Source organism: Rhodococcus rhodochrous (assembly GCF_014854695.1).
GTDB lineage: Bacteria > Actinomycetota > Actinomycetes > Mycobacteriales > Mycobacteriaceae > Rhodococcus.
In genome coordinates, this window is record NZ_CP027557.1 from 3,084,970 (window position 1) to 3,103,536 (window position 18,567).

Sequence of the window (18,567 nt, forward strand, 5' to 3'; positions counted from 1 at the left end):
CACGACCGTGACGGGGTTGACGCCGGGGTCGGTGCGTACCGCTGCGCCGTCGACGGCCGGATGAGTCCTCGGCAGAGACGAGAAAACCCCTTCCGACCGAAGCCGGAAGGGGTTTTCGCTGTCGGGCTGACAGGATTTGAACCTGCGACCACTTGACCCCCAGTCAAGTGCGCTACCAAGCTGCGCCACAGCCCGTCCGCGCTCTCTCCGAGCGCTCTCAGAGATTACAACAGGAACGGACCGAAACACTAATCGGCTGGTCAGCGCGTTTTCACGACCGGGCGTCGGGAGCTCACTTGCGGCGGTCGCGCTTCTCCCGCACGCGCACCGAGATCCGCACGGGACTGCCGTCGAAGTTGAACTCCTCACGCAGGCGACGTTCGAGGAAGCGGCGGTAGCCGGCCTCGAGGAAGCCCGTGGTGAACAGCACGAAGGTCGGCGGCCGAGTGGCCGCCTGGGTGGCGAACAGCACCCGGGGCAGACGACCGCCGCGCATCGGCGGCGGGGTCGCGGCCACGACCTCCTTGAGCCAGGAGTTCAGGCGTCCGGTCGAGATGCGCTTGTCCCACGACTCGAGGGCGGTCTCCATGGCCGGGACGAGCTTCTGCACGGCGCGACCGGTCTTGGCGGAGATGTTCACCCGCGACGCCCACGGCACCCGCAACAGGTCGCGGTCGATCTCGCGGCCGAGTTCGTAGCGGCGGTCCTCGTCGACGAGATCCCACTTGTTGAAGGCGATCACCAGGGCGCGACCGGACTCGACGACCATCGTGATGACCCGCTGGTCCTGCTCGGTGATGGGGTGCGAGGCGTCGATGAGCAACACCGCCACCTCGGCCGCGTCGATCGCACCCCGCGTGCGCAGGGAGGCGTAGAACTCGGCGCCGGACGCGCTGTTGACGCGCTTGCGCAGACCGGCGGTGTCGACGAACCGCCACGGCTTGCCGCCGAGCTCGACGATCGAGTCCACCGGGTCGACCGTGGTGCCGGCGATGTCGTGCACCACCGACCGCTCGTCGCCGGCGAGCTTGTTGAGCAGGCTCGACTTGCCGACGTTCGGCTTGCCCACCAGCGCGACGCGGCGAGGCCCTTCCCCACCGGTGCCCTCGCGGGGCGTGGCCGGCAACTTGGCGAGCAGCTCGTCGAGCAGGTCGCCGGTGCCGCGGCCGTGGGTGGCCGACACCGAATAGGGCTGGCCGAGTCCGAGGGACCACAGTGTCGCGGCCTCGGATTCGACGCGGTCGTCGTCGACCTTGTTCGCCACGAGCAGCACCGGCGTCTTCGACCGGCGCAGCACCTTCGCGACGGCCTCGTCGACGCTGGTGGCGCCCACCGTGGCGTCGACGACGACGAGGATCGCGTCGGCAGTGCGCATCGCGACCTCCGCCTGCCGGGCCACGGACTGCTGCATGCCCTTCGCGTCGGGCTCCCATCCGCCGGTGTCCTGCACCATGAATCGGCGGCCGTTCCACGACGCCTCGTACGAGACGCGGTCGCGGGTGACGCCCGGGACGTCCTCGACGACGGCTTCACGTCGGCCGATGATGCGGTTGACCAGGGTGGACTTGCCGACGTTCGGTCGGCCGACCACGGCGACGGTCGGGACCGGGACGAACTCCTCGAGGTCGCCGCCCTCGGCGAACTCGATGTCCCAGTCACCTTCTTCCGACCACGTGCCGTCGCCGTCGAACCCGGTGTAGTCGGTGCTCAGGTCGTCGCTCACAGCTTCGCTCCAGTCTGCTCGGCGACCACCGCGAGCAACGCGGCGATCACCTCGTCGATGTTCATGTCGCTGGTGTCCACGACGACCGCGTCGTCCGCCGCGCGCAGTGGGGACATCGCGCGGGTGGAGTCGAGGTGGTCGCGGCGCTGCACCGCGGCGAGGACCGCCTCGTAGTCGTCGCCGCGACCCTCGGCGATGTTCTGGTTGTTGCGCCGGTGCGCGCGGGCCTCCGCCGAAGCGGTGAGGAAGATCTTCACGTCCGCGTCGGGGAAGACGACCGTGCCGATGTCGCGTCCTTCGATGACGACGCGGTGCTCGGCGCGGCCGAGCCGCTGCTGGGCCTCGACGAGCAGGGTGCGCACCTCGGGCACGGCGGAGACCGCGGAGACCGCGGCCGTCACCTCGGCGCCGCGGATGATCTCGCGTACGTCGTCCCCGTCGAGGCGGATGTCCTCGACGGTGGGGTCGGTGCCGATCGACCACGGCAGGCCGGCGGTGACGGCGGCGATCGCGGCCGGATCGGTCAGATCGGTGCCGCGGCGCAGGGCGTGCAGCGTCGCGATGCGGTACATCGCGCCGGTGTCGAGATAGGCGGCACCGAGATGCTGCGCGAGACGCTTGGAGACGGTGGACTTGCCCGTGCCGGACGGGCCGTCCATCGCGACGATCAACGCGTCTCCCGGGGCGGTCACAGCTTCACCGCCTGGTACAGGCCTCCGACCTCGTTGCGGCCGAGGACACGGAGGGTGCCGGGACGCTGGTCGCCGAGCGCGACGGGACCGATGTTGGTGCGCACGAGCCGGATCACGGGGAAACCGACCGCGTCGAGCAGACGTCGCACGATGTGCTTGCGTCCCTCGTGCAGCACGAGCCGCACGAGCGACTGGCCTTCGTGGACCTCGAGCAGCGAGAACTCGTCGACGGAGGCGGGTCCGTCCTCGAGTTCGATGCCGGCCTTGAGCTGCTTGCCGACGCCGCGCGCGAGCACACCCTTGACGGTCGCCAGGTAGGTCTTGGGCACCTCGAAGGACGGGTGCATCAGCCGGTGCGCGAGTTCGCCGTCGTTGGTGAGCAGCAGCAGCCCTTCGGTGTCGGCGTCGAGACGACCGACGTGGAACAGGCGCTGCCCGGCGGCGACGCGTTCGGAGACGATGTCGCCGACGCAGGGACGGCCGAGATCGTCGGACATCGTGGACTGCCAGCCGCGGGGCTTGTTCAGCACGAGGTGCACGAGATCCTTGTTGATGACGACGCGGACGCCGTCGACCCGGATCACGGCGTTCTCCGGGTCCACGCGCAGGCCTTGTTCGACGACGATGTTGCCGTCGACCTCGACGCGACCTGCGGCGATGAGTTCCTCGGCAGCGCGGCGCGAGGCGACGCCGGCCTGGGCGAGCACCTTCTGCAGCCGCACGCCTTCACCGGCGGGCAGTTGGGCGTGGCCGGCTTCGCGGTGTTGGTGACGCGCCGGGCGGGCGTTGCTCACGGTCGGAACGACGCGCTGCGCGGCCCGCTTGGCGGCAGGCTTGGAGGGCTTGCCGGTCGAGGTGCCCTTGCGGTGCGGTTTGCGACCGGCGGCCGGCTGGGCCGGATTGCGGCCTCCGGCCGGCTGGGCCGGATTGCGGCCTGCAGCCGACTGGCCGGGAGTGGCCCGGCGATCGGAGCGGGGTGAGTCGGTGCGCTCCCCCGAACGGGGAGCCCCTGCGCGCCCCGAACGGGGAGCGTCTGTACGTCCGCTGGAGCGAGGCGCTTCGGTGCGTCCTCCGGAACGCGGTGCTTCGGTGCGTCCCGAGCGGGATCCCCCGGTGTTGCGCGTGTTCGCGCTGCGGGGATTGTTTCTTCTACGGTCCGGTGTGCCATCACGGCGAGCGGGTGTATTCACTTGGTTCCTGTCAGTTCTCTGGATCGAACTCCGCGGGCGAGAGAGTCTCGGGACGCGCGTTCCTACCCATTCTCTCAAATCGTGGGTCCGACTCGAGACTGTCGGCGATGTCGTCGATCACATCGACATCGGGCAGAAGCGGCGCAACGGGCGGCAGATCCTGCAGAGATGCCAGGCCGAGGCGTTCCAGGAACAGCTCCGTGGTGACGTAGAGCGTGCCGCCGGTCTCCGGATCGGTGCCCGCCTCGGCGATCAGATCCCGCGCGAGCAGGGTGCGCATCACCCCGTCGACGTTGACGCCACGCACGGCGCGGACACGGCTGCGCGTGACCGGTTGCCGGTAGGCGATCACGGCGAGCGTCTCGAGTGCGGCGCGGGTGAGCTTGGTGCGCGCGCCACCCTGCAGCAGCTTCTCGACGTAGGGCGCGAAATCGCGGCGCGTGTAGAAGCGCCAGCCGTCACCGGCGAACCGCAGGTCGATGCCGGATCCGCGCGCGGTGAGGTCCTGTGCGAGACGCCGCAGCGCAGCCTCGGCGCGGTCGGCGGTGACCCCGATGGCGGTCGCGAGCTGCTCGGTCGGCGCGGGGGTGTCGACGACGAGCAACAGTGCCTCGAGTGCCGCGGTGAGTTCGTCGTCGGCGATCTCGAGAAGTTCACCGTCCCATGCGCGCTCCGGTGCAGCGCTGTCGTCCGCGTGCTCCCGCGCGACGGTGTCGTCGCTCACCCGTAGTCCTCCTCGAAATCGATGGCCTCCCCGTCGGTCTCCCCCGTCCACGCGACCTGCAGATGTCCGAGCGGGTCGGGTTGTTCGAAGGTGACGGCACGTTCGCGGTAGAGCTCGAGCAACGCGAGGAACCGGGCCACGACGAGCAGTCCGAGATCGCAGTCGGCGACGAGTTCGTCGAATCCGACCCAGACGCCGGTGCCGCGGGCGCGCAGCAGACCGAGGATGTGGGCGGCCTGTTCGGGAACCGACACCTTCGGGGTGTGCAGGTGGTCGAGACCGACGGACGGTGGTGGTTTCGGCCGGAACGCCGCGGCCGCGATCTCGGCGAAGCGGTGCGCGTCGACACCGAGCACGACCTCCGGTACGAGATTCTCGTAGCACTCCTCAAGGGACACCGCGCGCGGATAGCGGCGCAGGGCGGCGGCCTCGAGGGCGGCGAACTGTTCGGCGATCTGCTTGTAGGCCCGGTACTGCAGCAGACGCGCGAACAGCAGGTCGCGGGCCTCGAGCAGGGCGAGGTCCTCGGGGTCGTCGACCTCGCCGGCGGGCAGCAGCCGGGCGGCCTTGAGGTCGAGCAGGGTCGCGGCGACGACCAGGAACTCGGTGGTCTGGTCGAGGCCGAGTTCGGGGCCGAGTTTGCGGGTGTAGGCGATGAAGTCGTCGGTGACCTCGTGGAGGGCCACCTCGGTGACGTCGAGGCGACGCTGCGAGATGAGGGTGAGCAGCAGGTCGAACGGGCCCTCGAAGTTGCGCAGGCGCACATGAAAGCCCGAGGTGGTCTCCTCGACCTGCGAGCCGGCCGGTTCGGGGGGTTCATCGAGGACCACCGCGTCGACCTCCCCATCGGGTGCCGTGCCGGTGTCCGCCGAGTCCTGGACGGGAGCGTGCACGGGGCTCAGCGACCGCTCCGGTGGATCACTTCCCGCGCGAGGGCGCGGTACGACTCGGCGCCGGCGGAGGTGGGCGCCCAGCGGGTGATGGGTTCGCCGGCGACGCTGGTCTCCGGGAACTTGACGGTGCGGTTGATGACGGCGTCGTAGACGAGATCGCCGAAGACCTCCACGACCCGCGACATCACCTCACGACCGTGCAGGGTGCGCTGGTCGAACATGGTGACGAGGATGCCGGCGACGGCGAGCTTCGGGTTGAGCCGGTCGCGGACCTTGGCGACGGTGTCGTTGAGCAGTGCCAGGCCGCGCAGGCTGAAGAACTCGCATTCCATGGGGATGAGCACCGAGTCGGCGCAGGCGAGCGCGTTGACGGTGAGCAGCCCCAGCGACGGCTGGCAGTCGACGAGGATGTAGTCGTAGCGGTCGAGCATCGGGTACAGGGCGCGGCCCAGGGCCTGTTCGCGGCCGACCTCGGAGACGAGCTGGATCTCGGCCGCCGACAGGTCGATGTTGCTCGGCAGCAGGTCGAGGCCCTCGACGTGGGTGCGCACGAGCACGTCGTCGGTGGACACCCGCGGTTCGACGAGCAGGTTGTGCACGGTGAGATCGAGATCGTGGTGGGCGACACCGAGTCCGGCGGACAGTGCGCCCTGCGGATCGAGGTCGACGAGCAGGACGCGACGCCCGTACTCGGCGAGGGACGCCCCGAGGTTGATGGTCGAGGTGGTCTTGCCGACCCCGCCCTTCTGGTTGCACATCGCGATGATGCGGGCCGGTCCGTGGGTGGACAACGGCACCGGCTCCGGGACGGGACGGCGTGGCCGGCCGGTCGGTCCGAGATCGGGCTCGGCGGCGGTTCCGGAGGTCGTGGTCGGCTCGGTGGTGGACGTTCTGTCGGTGTCCTCGCGGCCGTGTGCGTCGACCGGGACGGTGTGCGACCGGAGGTGCTCCGGCTCCATGTACGTGGCGGGTGGCCGAGGTGTGCCCACGTTCGGTACTCCCCCTGTCTTGCGACCCAGATGTTCTCTCCTCGACCCGCCGGGTGGCCCGGCGGCTCGTCCCCAGAACGCTACCGCTTCGGCGGCAGGATCACCGCACGGACACGCGTCCCCTGCGGAGTCGGTCATCGTGCCCGCGGATGCGCCTGCGCCCATACTTCGCGGAGGGCACCGGCGGTGACCAGGGTGTATATCTGCGTGGTCGTCACAGAAGCATGCCCCAGTAACTCCTGTACCACGCGTACGTCGGCGCCACCGTCGAGCAGGTGCGTCGCGAAGGAGTGCCGCAGCGTGTGTGGGGACACCCCGACGTCGACTCCGGCGCGTTCGGCGGCGGTCTGCAGCACCTTCCACGCGCTCTGCCGCGACAGGCGGCCGCCGCGCGCGTTGAGGAAGACCGCGGCGGTGCGGCCGGTCGCCAGGGCGGGTCGTCCCCGCACGAGATAGGCGTCGAGCGCGCCGAGCGCCGGGCGTCCGACCGGGACGAGTCGCTGCTTGCCGCCCTTGCCGCGCAGCAGCACGGTGCGCGATTCGGTGTCGATGTCATCGACGTCGAGTCCGACGGCCTCGGAGATGCGGGCGCCGGTGGAGTACAGCAGTTCGAGCAGGGCGCGGTCGCGCAGACTGCGGGGTCCGTCGGCGTCGGGGGCGGCGGCATCGAGGATCGCGGTGACCTGGTCGACGGTCAGCGCCTTGGGCAGGCGACGCCCGGGCGCCGGGGGTTTGACGGTGCGGGCGACGTCGACCGGGGTCTGTCCTTCGGCGGCGGCGAAGCGGTGCAGGCCGCGCACGGCGATCAGGGCGCGGGCGGCCGAGCTCGCTGCCAGCGCCGGGCGGTTGCGTTCCGGGTCTCCGCGGCGCAGGCTCGCGGCGAAGTCGCTGATGTGGTGTTCGTGCACGTCGGCGAGGTCGCCGATGTGGATGTCGGTGAGGTGTTCGACGTAGCGCAGCAGGTCGCGGCGGTAGGAGGCGAGGGTGTTCGCCGCGACCCCCCGTTCGACGGTCAGGTGCGCGAGATAGGCGTCGAGTTGCCCGGTGAGTGTCGGGGACGGCTGCGGAGCGACCTGCGTGGCGGGACGCTCCTCACCGGGCAGCACTGCTCACCCCTCCGCGCGCGTGCGGGCGAAGGTGGTGGGCCGGTCCGGCCACGGCGCGTCCGGTGCGCGGGTCGCGGTGCCCGTCGCGCGGGCGGTCGCGAACGCGAGGAGACCGGACACCGCGGTGGCGTTGACGATCTCCCCGCGCAGCACCATCGCCACGGCCTCGTCGACCGGGACGCGGCGGACCTCGAGATCGGCCTCCTCGTGCTCGGGTTCGGGCCGGTCGACCTCGCTCAGGCCGCGGGCGGCGAAGACGCGCACCGCTTCGTCGGTGAATCCGGGTGAGAGCGCGATGTCGACGAGGAGTTCCCAGTCGGCGGCGGCCAGCCCGGTCTCCTCGGCGAGTTCGCGGCGGGCGGTGTCGAGGGGATCCTCCCCGGGGGCGTCGAGCAGGCCGGCGGGCAGTTCCCACAGTCGCCGGCCGAGCGGGTGCCGGTACTGGTGCACGAGCACCACCCGGTCCTGCTCGTCGACGGCCACCACCGCGACCGCGCCGTGGTGTTCGACCACTTCGCGTTCGGCGGTGTGCCCGTCGGGCATCGCCACGTCGTCGACGCGCAGCGACACGATGGCGCCCGTGTAGATCCGCCGGCTGTCCAGGGTGCGGAAGTCGTGTCGCTGCGCCATGTCGACTACTCGGCGTCGCCGGCGGTGGACGTCGACGCGGTCGAACCGACCGATTCCTCGGAGGTGCTGTCCTCGCCGTGGATGTCGACGGGGAGCCGTTCGGCCGCCTTGTACTGCAGTGCAGCGGCGACGAGTCCGGAGAACAGCGGGTGCGGGCGGGTGGGTCGGCTCTTGAGTTCCGGGTGCGCCTGGGTGGCGACGAAGAACGGATGCTGCTCGGCCGGGTACTCGACGAACTCGACGAGTCGCCCGTCCGGGGAGGTGCCGGAGAACACCAGACCGGACTTGGCGATCTTGTCGCGGTAGGCGTTGTTGACCTCGTAGCGGTGCCGGTGCCGTTCGGAGACCTGCTCGCTGCCGTAGGCCCTGGCCACGACCGAGCCCTTCTTCAGCGCGGCCGGGTAGGCGCCGAGACGCATGGTGCCGCCGAGATCGGCCTCACCGGCGACCGCCTGTTCCTGGTCCGCCATCGTGGAGATCACCGGGGCGGTGGTGTCGGGATCGAACTCGGTGGACGAGGCGTCCTCGATGCCGACCGACCGGGCAGCCTCGATGACGACGCACTGCAGGCCCAGGCACAGGCCGAGCAGCGGGATCCGGCGGGTGCGGGCGAAACGGATGGCGCCGAGCTTGCCCTCGATGCCGCGGATGCCGAAGCCGCCGGGGATCAGGACGGCGTCGACGTCGCCGAGGTGCTTCTCGGCACCGGCCTCGGTCTCGCACTCGTCGGAGGCGACCCAGCGGATCTTGACCTTCGCGTGGTGTGCGAAACCGCCGGCGCGCAGCGCCTCGGTGACCGACAGGTAGGCATCGGGCAGGTCGATGTACTTGCCGACGAGCGCGACCTCGACGGTCTCGCGGGGGTTGTGGACCCGCTCGAGCAGGTTGCCCCACACCGTCCAGTCGACGTCCCGGAAGGGCAGGCCGAGCTGGCGCACGACGTAGGCGTCGAGTCCCTCGCTGTGCAGCACCTTCGGGATGTCGTAGATGCTCGGCGCGTCGGGGCAGGAGATGCAGCCGGCGACGTCGACGTCGCACATCAGCGAGATCTTCGCCTTGAGCGAGGCCGGCACGTCGCGGTCGCAGCGCAGCACGAGCGCGTCGGGCTGGATACCGATGTTGCGCAGTGCGGCCACCGAGTGCTGGGTGGGCTTGGTCTTCAGCTCACCGGACGGCCCGAGATAGGGCACGAGCGAGACGTGCAGGAAGAAGCAGTTGTCGCGGCCGACCTCGTGGCGGACCTGGCGGGCGGCCTCGAGGAAGGGCTGCGACTCGATGTCGCCGACGGTGCCACCGATCTCGGTGATCACCACGTCCGGGGTCTGGCCCTCGGCGTCGGGTGCGGCCATCGCGAGGATGCGGCGCTTGATCTCGTCGGTGATGTGCGGGATGACCTGCACGGTGTCGCCGAGATATTCGCCGCGACGTTCCTTGGCGATGACAGTGGAGTACACCTGGCCGGTGGTGACGTTCGCGTCGGCGGACAGGTCGCGGTCGAGGAAGCGCTCGTAGTGGCCCACGTCGAGGTCGGTCTCGGCGCCGTCCTCGGTGACGAAGACCTCACCGTGCTGGAACGGATTCATCGTGCCGGGGTCGACATTGAGGTACGGGTCGAGCTTCTGCATCGTCACGCGCATGCCGCGTGCGGTGAGCAGAGTGCCCAGGCTCGACGCTGTGAGCCCCTTGCCGAGAGAGGACGCGACGCCCCCGCTGACGAAGATGTGCTTGGTAGGGGTACGCGAGTGGCGTGACTGTGGCAAAGAAGCTCCCGTGACGTCAGGTGCAGGACTTTTGGACTGATGCGATACAGCTGGGGCCTGCCGACCCACGGAACTTCACGGTAACACCTCCGTGGGCGGGCGCGTACCCGACTCGCGATTGCGGACCCCCGGTGCAATCGACGTCACAGGCGGCGACGCTCAGCGGGCCGGGGAGCCGACGGTGACGGCGGTGGCGCTCGGCCCCGTCCCGTACCGTCCGGTGCCCCCGTCGTACTGCTCGCGCAGCGCCAGAACCGTCGTCAGGCGCCCCGATTCGCGGTCGAGGTTGTCGACCGTGGACAGGCCCGCGGCGAGTGCGGCGTCGGCCCGTACGACGGCGATCGGTCCGTTGCCCTCCGCCGCCCCCGTGCGGCCGGCGAGCACCGCGCCGGCGCCGCGGCCGTCGACGACCCCGGCGAAGCGCGCGACGAGCGACCCGCGGTTGCCGGCGCGTTCGGCGTTTCCGCTGTGGTCGCCGGTGACGACGAGGGCGCTCTGGGCCGGTTCGACCTGACCGTCCTCGTAGGTGATGAAACCACCGCTGCGCAGCGTGGTCAGAGCGAGGGCGCGTTCCTCGGGGGTGCTGCGCGGCTGTCCGGTTCCCGGATCGACGAGCAGCACCGCGCCGAGCAGATCCCCGGCGAGGCTGCCCGGGTCGACGGCGCCGGTCTGCAGTTCCACCCCGGCGGGCACGACGTTGGTGACGGTCGTGCGGAGCTGGTCGGTGCCGGAGGCGTCGACGAACGACTCGGTCAGCGCGATCCGCGCGGTGACCCGGCCGCCGGCGTCACCGACGGACCGGACGACGGCGTCGACGTCCTCGGGGGCGGCGTCCGGGGTGGTCACGAGGAGGACGGTGCGGTCGAGCAGTTCGTCGCGCACGATCCGCGGGCCGATGGTCGAGTCGAACCCGTCGGCGGCGAGCAGTTGGGCCTCGAGCCGGCTGCCGTGGTCCTCGGCCTCCTGGATCTCGCGGCGCAGCTCGGCCTTGTCGTCGCGCAGGCCGGAGACGACGCTGTCTGCCAGCAACCCGGAGCCGAGCACGATCCCGACCGCCAGACCGAGGAACACCGCCACCAGGGAGACGACGTGATGGCGCATCGAGATCACGCGCGCAGACCCCGAATCCACTCGACGGCGGAGTCCCACCACTGACGGGCGAGTTCGACGACGTCGCCACCGAGATTGGACACGGCGAGCGCGGCAATCACGGCGATGAGGGCCGCGAAGACGAGCAGGGCGATCACGCCGCCCGAGACGCGACTGCGGTAGAGGGTGGCCACGGCCTTCGCGTCGACGAGTTTCGGTCCGACCTTCAGACGGGTCATCACCGCCGACGGATTGGTGTCGCGGCGACCGTGGTCGAAGAACTCGTCGAGCGAGACGGTGCTGCCGACGGTCACCACCAGCGCCGCGCCGTGATGCTCGACGAGCAGCAGCGCCAGGTCGGTGGGGGTGCCGACGGCGGGGAAGGTCATCGCGCCGATGCCGAGATCCTGGATCCGCTCGAGACCCGGGGCGTGGCCGTCCGGGTCCGCGGGCAGCACCACTTCGGCGCCGGACTTGAGGGTCGAGGTGCCGATCTCGTCGGGGTCGCCGACGATCAGGTCGGGGCGATAGCCCGCCTTGGAGAGGGCGTCCGCGCCGGGGCCGACACCCACCAGGATCGGCGAGTACTCCTTGATGAACGGCTTGAGATCCTTGAGGTCCTGCACGTGCCCGGGGCCGTCGGAGACGACGACGACGTGCCGGTCGCGCAGGTCCAGATCGATGTCGGGGATGCCGACGCCGTCGATGAGCAACGGGCTCTCCGAGCGGATGAACTCGATGGTGTTGCCCGAGAACGCTTCGAGGTGGTCGACGAGCCCGGTCCGCGCCTCGATCATGCGGTCGGAGATCTCGATGTCGGTCTGCTCGTCCCCCTCGATGAGCAGCTTCTCCCCCGCGTACACGCCGCCCTCGTGCACCCGGACCTTCGCGCCGTCCTTGATCTTCTTGAAGACCTCGGTGCCGACGTTGTCGACGAGCACGATGTCGTGCGCGACGATCACCTCGGGACCGAGATTCGGGTACCGGCCCGAGATCGACGGGGACGCGTTGATCACCGCGGTGACGCCCGCTTCGACGAGCGCGTCGGCGGTGACGCGGTCGAGGTCGATGGCATCGAGGACGACCACGTCACCGGGACCGATCCGGCGCAGCAGTTTCGCGGTGTTCCTGTCGACCCGGGCAATGCCACTCACTCCGGGCAACGTTTCGTTGTTACGGGACAGCAGCGCCGGCATCTTCATGCAAGAGATGATGCGCCGGTATACGAGTGAGGTTGTGGAGGCGCGCCGGTAGTCGTGTGAACATCGCTCCGGCGCCGGGCACGTCAGCCGGTGCGCTCGGCGTGGGCGACGGCCAGCAGTTCCTCGGCGTGCGCACGCCCGGTCTCGGTGTCGTCGAGACCGGCGAGCATGCGGGCCAGTTCGGTGACCCTCTCCTCCTCGCTGAGGGTGCGCACCCCGCTGCTGATCACCCCGGCGCGGTCGTCGACCTTGTCGACGACGAGATGGGTGTCGGCGAACGCCGCGACCTGCGGCAGGTGCGTGACCACGATGACCTGGTGGGTGCGCGACAGGCGCGCGAGTCGCCGGCCGATCTCGACGGCGGCGCGGCCGCCGACCCCGGCGTCGACCTCGTCGAAGACCATCGTCGCGCCGCGCTCGGAACCGGCGAGCACCACTTCGAGGGCGAGCATGACGCGGGAGAGCTCACCGCCGGACGCGCTGCGGGCGAGCAGGCGGGCCGGGGCGTCGCTGTGCGGGGCGAGTCGGAACTCCACTTCGTCGATCCCGGATTCGCCGGCGTGCAGGAGCCGGTCGCCGACCTGCAGTGGCGCGGTGTCGCTCGCGGTCGCCGCGCGGTCGGCGATGTGCACGTCGAGCACGGCGCGCCCCATCGCGAGGCCGGACAGTTCCTTGCTCACGGCCCTCGCGAGTTTGCCGGCGACCTTGTGCCGCGCCGTCGACAGGGCGGTGGCGGCCTCCGCGGTCGCGGCGGCCTCCGCGTCGACCTCGGCGGCGAGCTTGTCGATCGCCTCCGCGGAGACGTCCAGTCCGGACAGGCGTTCGCGGGCCTCGCGCGCCCACTCGAGGACGCCGTCGATGTCGGCGGCGTACTTCCGGGTGAGGTTCTTCAGTTCCGCCTGCCGGTTGAGCAGCGTCTCGAGCGCGCTCGGGTCGGACGGCAGGTCGGACAGATAACCGGAGATGTCGCCGGTGACGTCGGTGACCACCGCGATCGCCTCGCCGAGGCGGGGGCCGAGCTCGCGCAGGGCGGGATCGTCGCAGCCCTCGAGGCGGGCGCGGGCCTCGCCGAGCAGGTCGAGTGCCGCCGAGTACGCGTCGGCGTCGCCGCTGTCGTCGCCGGCGAGGGCGTTGTGCGCGACGGTGGCCGCCTCGCGCAGCGAGTCGAGGTCGGACAGGCGTCGCACCTCGTCGACGATGCGGGTGTCCTCCCCCGGTTCGGGTGCGACGCGGTCGATCTCGTCGAGTCCGAAGTGCAGGCGGTCGGCCTCCTGCGCGAGCTCACGCGACCGTTCGGTGCGTTCCTGCAGCTCGGCGCGGGCCTCGAGCCAGCGACGCCGCCGGGTGCGGTAGCGGTCGAGCAGACCGGCGACGGTCTTGCCGCCGAACCGGTCGAGCGCGGCGCGCTGCTCGTCGGGACGCAGCAGCCGCAGCTGGTCGTTCTGGCCGTGCACGGTCAGCAACGGCCCGGTGAACTCGGACAGCACCCCCACCGGCACGCTGCGTCCGCCGAGGTGGGCGCGGGAGCGGCCGTCGCTGCCCACGGCGCGCACGGCGATGATGCTGCCGTCCTCGTCGCGCTGGGCACCGGTGGACTCGAGCAGTTCGGCGATCTGCTGTTCGATGTGGCTGGGCGCCGGTTCGATCTCGAAGCGTCCTTCGACCACGGCGCGGCTGGCGCCGACCCGCACCCGGGAGGGGTCGGCGCGCACCCCGGAGAGCAGGTGCAGGCTCGTGACGACCATCGTCTTGCCGGCACCGGTCTCGCCGGTGAGCACCGTCAGTCCCCCGTGGAAGCGCGCGTACGCCTCGGAGATCACACCCAGGTTGTCGATCCGGATCTCTGCGAGCATCTCAGAGTTTCCTTCCCCGCCAGCCCTTCACCGGAAGTTCGAACTTGCGCACCATCCGATCCGCGAACGGCGCCGAATCCAGCCGCACCCACCGGACCGGATCGCATCCTCGCACCACCTCGAGCCGGGCCCCGGCCGGGACGTCGATGACGCGGCGACCGTCGCAGAAGACCACCCCGTCGTGGCCACCCGCAAGGGTCTCGACGGCGATGATCGACTCGGGGCTGGTCACCAGCGGGCGCGCGAACAGAGCGTGTGCATTGCTCGGGATCACCAGCAGCGCTTCGAGTTCGGGCCACACGATCGGTCCGCCGGCCGAGAAGGCGTAGGCCGTCGAACCCGTCGGGGTTGCGACGAGAACTCCGTCGCAGCCGAACGACGAGACGGGACGGCCGTCGACCTCGAGCACCACCTCGAGGACCCCGAGCCGCGACTTGTTCTCGAGACTCGCCTCGTTGAGCGCCCACCCGCGGTCGAGGACCTCGTCGTCCATGCGCACCGTCACGTCGAGGGTCATGCGCTGTTCGACGCGGTACTCGCGGCGCACCACCTGCATGAGCGCTTCCTCGAGGTGTTCGGCCTCGGACTCGGCGAGGAAACCGATGCGGCCGAGGTTGATACCGAGGACGGGCACCGCCGAGTACTGCGCGAGTTCGGCCGCCCGCAGGAAACTGCCGTCGCCGCCGAGGACGATCACCATCTCGCATCCGGCGGCCGCCTCCGGCCCCGGTTCGACGACGCTGATGAAACTGCCCGGCAGGGCGAGGACGCCGAGTCCGTTGCTCACCGACTCGTCGTCGAGGGTGCGCAGACCGATGCCGGCCTCACCGAGGATCTTCGCGACCCGCAGCGCGGTGCCGGCGATCTCGTCGCGCCCCGAATGGGAGACCAGCAGGATCTCCCGGCCCGATCGCACCGCGTCGGCCGCGGCGGTCTCTTCGCTCACTGTGGTCCTTCCTGAACCGCACGCTCGATCAGTTCGATCACCGCCGGGTCGAGTTCCTCCCGTCCCGGCTCTCCGGCCCGCAGCCACAGGAAGTACTCGACGTTCCCGGACGGCCCGGGCAACGGGCTCGCCACCGCTCCGAGGGTGCGCAGCCCCTGCCGCTGCGCTTCGCGCGCGACGTCGAGCACCGCCTCGGTGCGCAGCGCCGGGTCGCGCACCACGCCGCCGCTGCCGACCCGGTCCTTGCCCACCTCGAACTGCGGTTTGACCATCGGCAGCAGGTCGCCGCCCTGGGCGACGCAGGCCACGAACGCCGGCAACACCAACTTCAGCGAGATGAACGACAGATCCGCGACCACCAGGTCGACGCGCCCGCCGATCGTCTCCGCGTCGATGCTACGCACATTTGTTCGATCGATCACATGGACACGCTCGTCGGACTGCAGACGCCAGACCAGCTGGCCGTAGCCGACGTCCACCGCGACGACCTCCGCGGCACCCTCGTGCAGCAGCACATCGGTGAAACCGCCGGTCGACGCGCCGGCGTCGAGGCAGCGACGCCCCGACACCTGCAGCCCCTGCGGCGTGAACGCCTCGAGGGCGCCGAGGAGTTTGTGAGCGCCGCGGGACGCCCAGGAGACCTCGTCGCTCACCTCGGTGACGATCAACGGCGTGTTCGGTTCGACGGCGGTCGCCGGCTTGGAGGCCACCGTGCCCGCGATCAGCACCCGACCTGCGGCGATCAGTTCGCTGGCGTGCTCGCGTGAGCGCGCCAGACCACGCCGTACCAGTTCCGCGTCGACGCGTGCCCGGCGTGCCACGTCAGATCTTGTCCACGGTCGACAAGGCCTGCACGAGGACCTCGTGGGCTCGTTCGAGCAGGTCTGCCTGCTCGAGCAGCACGGACTGATCGGTGCTTGCGGCACCGGGGACGGATGCGCCCTCGCGGACACGCGCCAGCAACGCGTCGACCTCCTCGCGGACGTGTGCGGGATCGACGGTGGGGCGTGCGCCGGGAAGGTGTTCGCCCGGACGTGGAATCGGCGTGCTCATCGCCGTCCACGCTAGTCGATGGATGCGACCGGGCCACACCCTCCGGTGCGGATCAGACCGTCGCCGCCCACGCGTCCACGACGGACCGCGCACGCTCGTCCACCGGACGAACCTGCCCGAATCCGGGGTTGGCCCAGGCGATGTCGAGCAGACCCCGCAACGCCTCCATCGGATCGGCCGCCGACTGCGCGGCGGCGAGGTGAAGATCACCTCCGTCGACCGTGACCTCCCACGAGTCGTGCGGGGCGACGCGAAGCCGGTCGGCCGGCTCATCGAGGCTCGCGAGCGAGGCCGCGACGTAGGTCGGGCGCTGCTCGGCCGGAGCCCGCAGCAGATCGTCGACGGTGCTGACCCCGGTCAGCACGAGCAGGGAATCCGCACCGACGGCGTTGGCGCCTTCGATGTCGGTGTCCAACCGGTCACCGATGACGAGAGGACGACGGGCACCGCCGCGACGGATCGCGTCCTCGAGCAGCGGAGCTGCGGGTTTGCCCGCCACGATCGGGGTCGCGCCGGTGGCGTTGCGCACCGCCGCGACCATCGACCCGTTGCCGAGGACGAGTCCGCGCTCGGTCGGCAGGGTCGAGTCGACGTTGGTGGCCACCCACAGGGCGCCTGCGCGGACGGCGAGCGTCGCCTCCGCCAGGATCGCCCAGCCGGTGTCCGGGGAATGCCCCTGCACCACCGCCACCGGATGCGCGTCCGCGGACCGAACCGGGGTGAGGCCGACACCGGCCACCTCCTCGGCCAGGGCCTCGGTGCCGACGACGAGCACCGGCGCACCGGCCGGGAACCGCTCGGCGAGCAGGCGCGCAGCGGACTGCGAGCTCGTCACCACCGACGAGTCGTCGGCCGGGAAGCCGAGTTCGCGCAGGTGCAGCGCGACTTCCGAGGGCCGGCGACTCGCGTTGTTCGTGACGTACAGAACGGTGTCGTCACCGGTGGCCAGCGCTTCGCGAGCACCCGGGACGGGTTCGGCGCCCCGGTAGACCGTGCCGTCGAGGTCGAGCAGCAGGACGTCGTAGATCCGACGCAGGCTGTCGCCGGAAGCCGTACTGCCGGAGAGGTCGGTGCCGTCGGTCACGGCGCCTCTCCGGTGAGCTCCTCCACCCGCTCCTCGGCATCGGTGACGCCTTCGATGTCGGCGCCTGCGGAATGCAGGAACCACTGCAGGCCTTCTTCGGTCCGCCCGGCGGCGACGAGAGCGTCGGCGTAGGCGTAGAAGAGACGGGCGGCCGGTGTACCGGTCCGCTCCGGATCGAGATCGGGCGTCTGCAGGGTGACGACGGCCTGGTCGTACTGACCGAGATCCATGCGGGCACCGGCGAGGACGATCCGCAGCTCTGTTGCTTCGTCGCCGGTCAGCTTGCGAGCTTCCTCGCTCCGACCCAGTTCGAGCGCTTTCTCGGGGCGACCGAGACCGCGTTCGCAGTCGGCCATGACGGCAAGCAGTCCGGTACCACCGGACATGCGACGTGCTGCGCGGAGTTCGGACAGCGCCTCCGCCCACTCACCGGCGTGGTAGGCAGTGATGCCGGCGGCCTCGCGGACGACCGCGATGCGGCCGGCGCGCTGGCGTGCGGCGCGAGCATGGGTGAGCGCGGCACGGGGATCGTCGTCGAGCAGGCGACCGGCCATCACCAGATGCCGGGCGACGGAGTTCGCGTTCGACTTGTCCAGGCTCAGCAGATCGCGGCGGATCGTCGGGTCGAGCTCGGACGCCTCGACGTCCTCAGGGATGTCCGGCTCGTCCGGACGTGCGTCGCGACGCTGCGGCGCGATGCCTTCGCGCCCGCGGCCCGGACCGAATCCACCTTCACCGCCACGACGACGGGGTGCTCCCTCGCCACGACGGTCGCCGGTCTGGGGGTCACGGCGGTCGCCGGAATAGCCTCGCCGGTCGCCACCACCCCGCTGGTCACTGCCTCCGCGCTGGTCGCCACCACGACGATCGTCGCGGTTACCGTAGGTGCGCTCACCGCGGGGACGGTCCGAACCCTGACGGGGACGGTCACCGTACTGCCGACCACGGTCGTCGCCGCGGCTGGAACGATCATCGCTGTGGCGGGGCCGATCATCGCTGCGGCGGGGGCGGTCGTCGCCGCCGGAACGTTCGCGGTAGGGACGGTCGCTGCGACCGGAGCGAGTGTCGTCGCGGCCGCGATCCCGGCGGTCTCCGCCCTGGAAGGAACGGCGGTCGTCGCCACGCTGGGAACGCTGGTCGTCACTTCGTTGGGGTCGCCGGTCGTCGCCACGCGGGGGGCGTCGATCGTCACCGCGCTGCGGACGGTCGTCGCGTCCGGACGGACGTCCGGCGGATCCGTAGCCACTCTGCCGGCGGTCGTCGCCGCGTCCACGCTCGTCGCGGTCGCGGGGTGCGCGCTCGCCGCGGCTGTCGTCGGCGCGTTCCTCGCGCTCGTTCTTGCGGCCCGACCACGGAGTGGATCCTCCACTCCTGAAGGACCGACGTTCACCGTTGCCGTCGGACACAGAAAAATCCTCTCATGAAAACGCGAAAGGGGACCCAAACGAGTGGGTCCCCTTTCGGAACGGGTGTTCGGCGGTGTCCTACTCTCCCACACCCTGTCGAGTGCAGTACCATCGGCGCAGACAGGCTTAGCTTCCGGGTTCGGAATGGGACCGGGCGTTTCCCTGTCGCTATGGCCGCCGTAACTCTATGAAACAATATTCCACGCATCGGATTCGGTTCTCCCGCA

16 protein-coding genes, 1 tRNA gene, 1 rRNA gene and 1 pseudogene are annotated in these 18,567 nt (G+C 70.6%); all 19 read right to left on the reverse strand.

Annotated elements, in window-relative coordinates; all coding sequences use genetic code 11:
- Window positions 1-121: 121 nt before the first annotated feature.
- Window positions 122-195: transfer RNA gene (locus C6Y44_RS14360), tRNA-Pro, on the reverse strand.
- Between the two features lie 97 nt (window positions 196-292).
- The gene (gene der / locus C6Y44_RS14365) at window positions 293-1,723 is read right to left on the reverse strand and encodes a ribosome biogenesis GTPase Der (RefSeq protein ID WP_159418141.1); all 1,431 of its coding nucleotides are present in this window, start codon (window positions 1,721-1,723) and stop codon (window positions 293-295) included.
- Window positions 1,720-2,382 carry a (d)CMP kinase gene (gene cmk / locus C6Y44_RS14370; RefSeq protein WP_159419206.1) on the reverse strand — a complete coding sequence of 221 codons (663 nt, stop codon included), beginning with the start codon at window positions 2,380-2,382 and terminating at the stop codon, window positions 1,720-1,722. The genes der and cmk overlap by 4 nt, the downstream gene beginning before the upstream one ends.
- A 29-nt stretch (window positions 2,383-2,411) precedes the next feature.
- Entirely contained in the window at window positions 2,412-3,605 is a 1,194-nt protein-coding gene (locus tag C6Y44_RS14375; protein WP_225623570.1) for a pseudouridine synthase, read from the reverse strand.
- A gap of 10 nt (window positions 3,606-3,615) precedes the next feature.
- Complete coding sequence (gene scpB, locus C6Y44_RS14380) at window positions 3,616-4,329, reverse strand: SMC-Scp complex subunit ScpB (RefSeq protein ID WP_404817750.1); 714 nt, start codon at window positions 4,327-4,329, stop codon at window positions 3,616-3,618.
- The gene (locus tag C6Y44_RS14385; RefSeq protein WP_159418140.1) at window positions 4,326-5,222 is read right to left on the reverse strand and encodes a segregation and condensation protein A; all 897 of its coding nucleotides are present in this window, start codon (window positions 5,220-5,222) and stop codon (window positions 4,326-4,328) included. Before C6Y44_RS14385 ends, scpB begins: the two co-directional genes overlap by 4 nt.
- A gap of 5 nt (window positions 5,223-5,227) precedes the next feature.
- Window positions 5,228-6,211: a ParA family protein gene (locus C6Y44_RS14390; RefSeq protein WP_404817751.1), complete on the reverse strand. Its 984-nt coding sequence runs from the start codon at window positions 6,209-6,211 to the stop codon at window positions 5,228-5,230.
- Window positions 6,212-6,345: 134 nt separating this feature from the next.
- Window positions 6,346-7,317 (reverse strand): site-specific tyrosine recombinase XerD, encoded by a 972-nt coding sequence (gene xerD, locus C6Y44_RS14395; protein WP_059384124.1) that lies wholly within the window; start codon window positions 7,315-7,317, stop codon window positions 6,346-6,348.
- Window positions 7,318-7,320: 3 nt separating this feature from the next.
- Window positions 7,321-7,947: an NUDIX domain-containing protein gene (locus tag C6Y44_RS14400; RefSeq protein ID WP_088899581.1), complete on the reverse strand. Its 627-nt coding sequence runs from the start codon at window positions 7,945-7,947 to the stop codon at window positions 7,321-7,323.
- Between the two features lie 5 nt (window positions 7,948-7,952).
- The gene (locus C6Y44_RS14405) at window positions 7,953-9,707 is read right to left on the reverse strand and encodes a CTP synthase (protein ID WP_159418139.1); all 1,755 of its coding nucleotides are present in this window, start codon (window positions 9,705-9,707) and stop codon (window positions 7,953-7,955) included.
- A 159-nt stretch (window positions 9,708-9,866) separates the two neighbouring features.
- A complete protein-coding gene (locus tag C6Y44_RS14410; RefSeq protein ID WP_159418138.1) occupies window positions 9,867-10,817 on the reverse strand; it encodes a copper transporter in 951 nt (316 codons plus the stop codon).
- Complete coding sequence (steA, locus tag C6Y44_RS14415; protein ID WP_060653002.1) at window positions 10,814-11,998, reverse strand: putative cytokinetic ring protein SteA; 1,185 nt, start codon at window positions 11,996-11,998, stop codon at window positions 10,814-10,816. The genes C6Y44_RS14410 and steA overlap by 4 nt, the downstream gene beginning before the upstream one ends.
- A gap of 83 nt (window positions 11,999-12,081) precedes the next feature.
- On the reverse strand, window positions 12,082-13,851 hold the full coding sequence (gene recN / locus C6Y44_RS14420; RefSeq protein WP_159418137.1) for a DNA repair protein RecN: 1,770 nt from the start codon (window positions 13,849-13,851) through the stop codon (window positions 12,082-12,084).
- Between the two features lies 1 nt (window position 13,852).
- Window positions 13,853-14,797, reverse strand: coding sequence for an NAD kinase (locus C6Y44_RS14425; RefSeq protein ID WP_120282988.1), 945 nt, complete (start codon window positions 14,795-14,797; stop codon window positions 13,853-13,855).
- On the reverse strand, window positions 14,794-15,618 hold the full coding sequence (locus C6Y44_RS14430) for a TlyA family RNA methyltransferase (RefSeq protein ID WP_159418136.1): 825 nt from the start codon (window positions 15,616-15,618) through the stop codon (window positions 14,794-14,796). Before C6Y44_RS14430 ends, C6Y44_RS14425 begins: the two co-directional genes overlap by 4 nt.
- Before the next feature lies 1 nt (window position 15,619).
- Window positions 15,620-15,850, reverse strand: coding sequence for a hypothetical protein (locus C6Y44_RS14435; RefSeq protein ID WP_120282992.1), 231 nt, complete (start codon window positions 15,848-15,850; stop codon window positions 15,620-15,622).
- 52 nt (window positions 15,851-15,902) lie between these two features.
- Complete coding sequence (locus C6Y44_RS14440) at window positions 15,903-16,934, reverse strand: HAD-IIA family hydrolase (RefSeq protein WP_159418135.1); 1,032 nt, start codon at window positions 16,932-16,934, stop codon at window positions 15,903-15,905.
- Window positions 16,931-17,794 (reverse strand): annotated as a pseudogene (locus tag C6Y44_RS28520) (tetratricopeptide repeat protein); the annotation flags it as partial. The gene C6Y44_RS14440 and the pseudogene C6Y44_RS28520, both read right to left, overlap by 4 nt.
- 611 nt (window positions 17,795-18,405) lie before the next feature.
- Window positions 18,406-18,522 (reverse strand): 5S ribosomal RNA (gene rrf / locus C6Y44_RS14450).
- Between the last annotated feature and the right edge of the window lie 45 nt (window positions 18,523-18,567).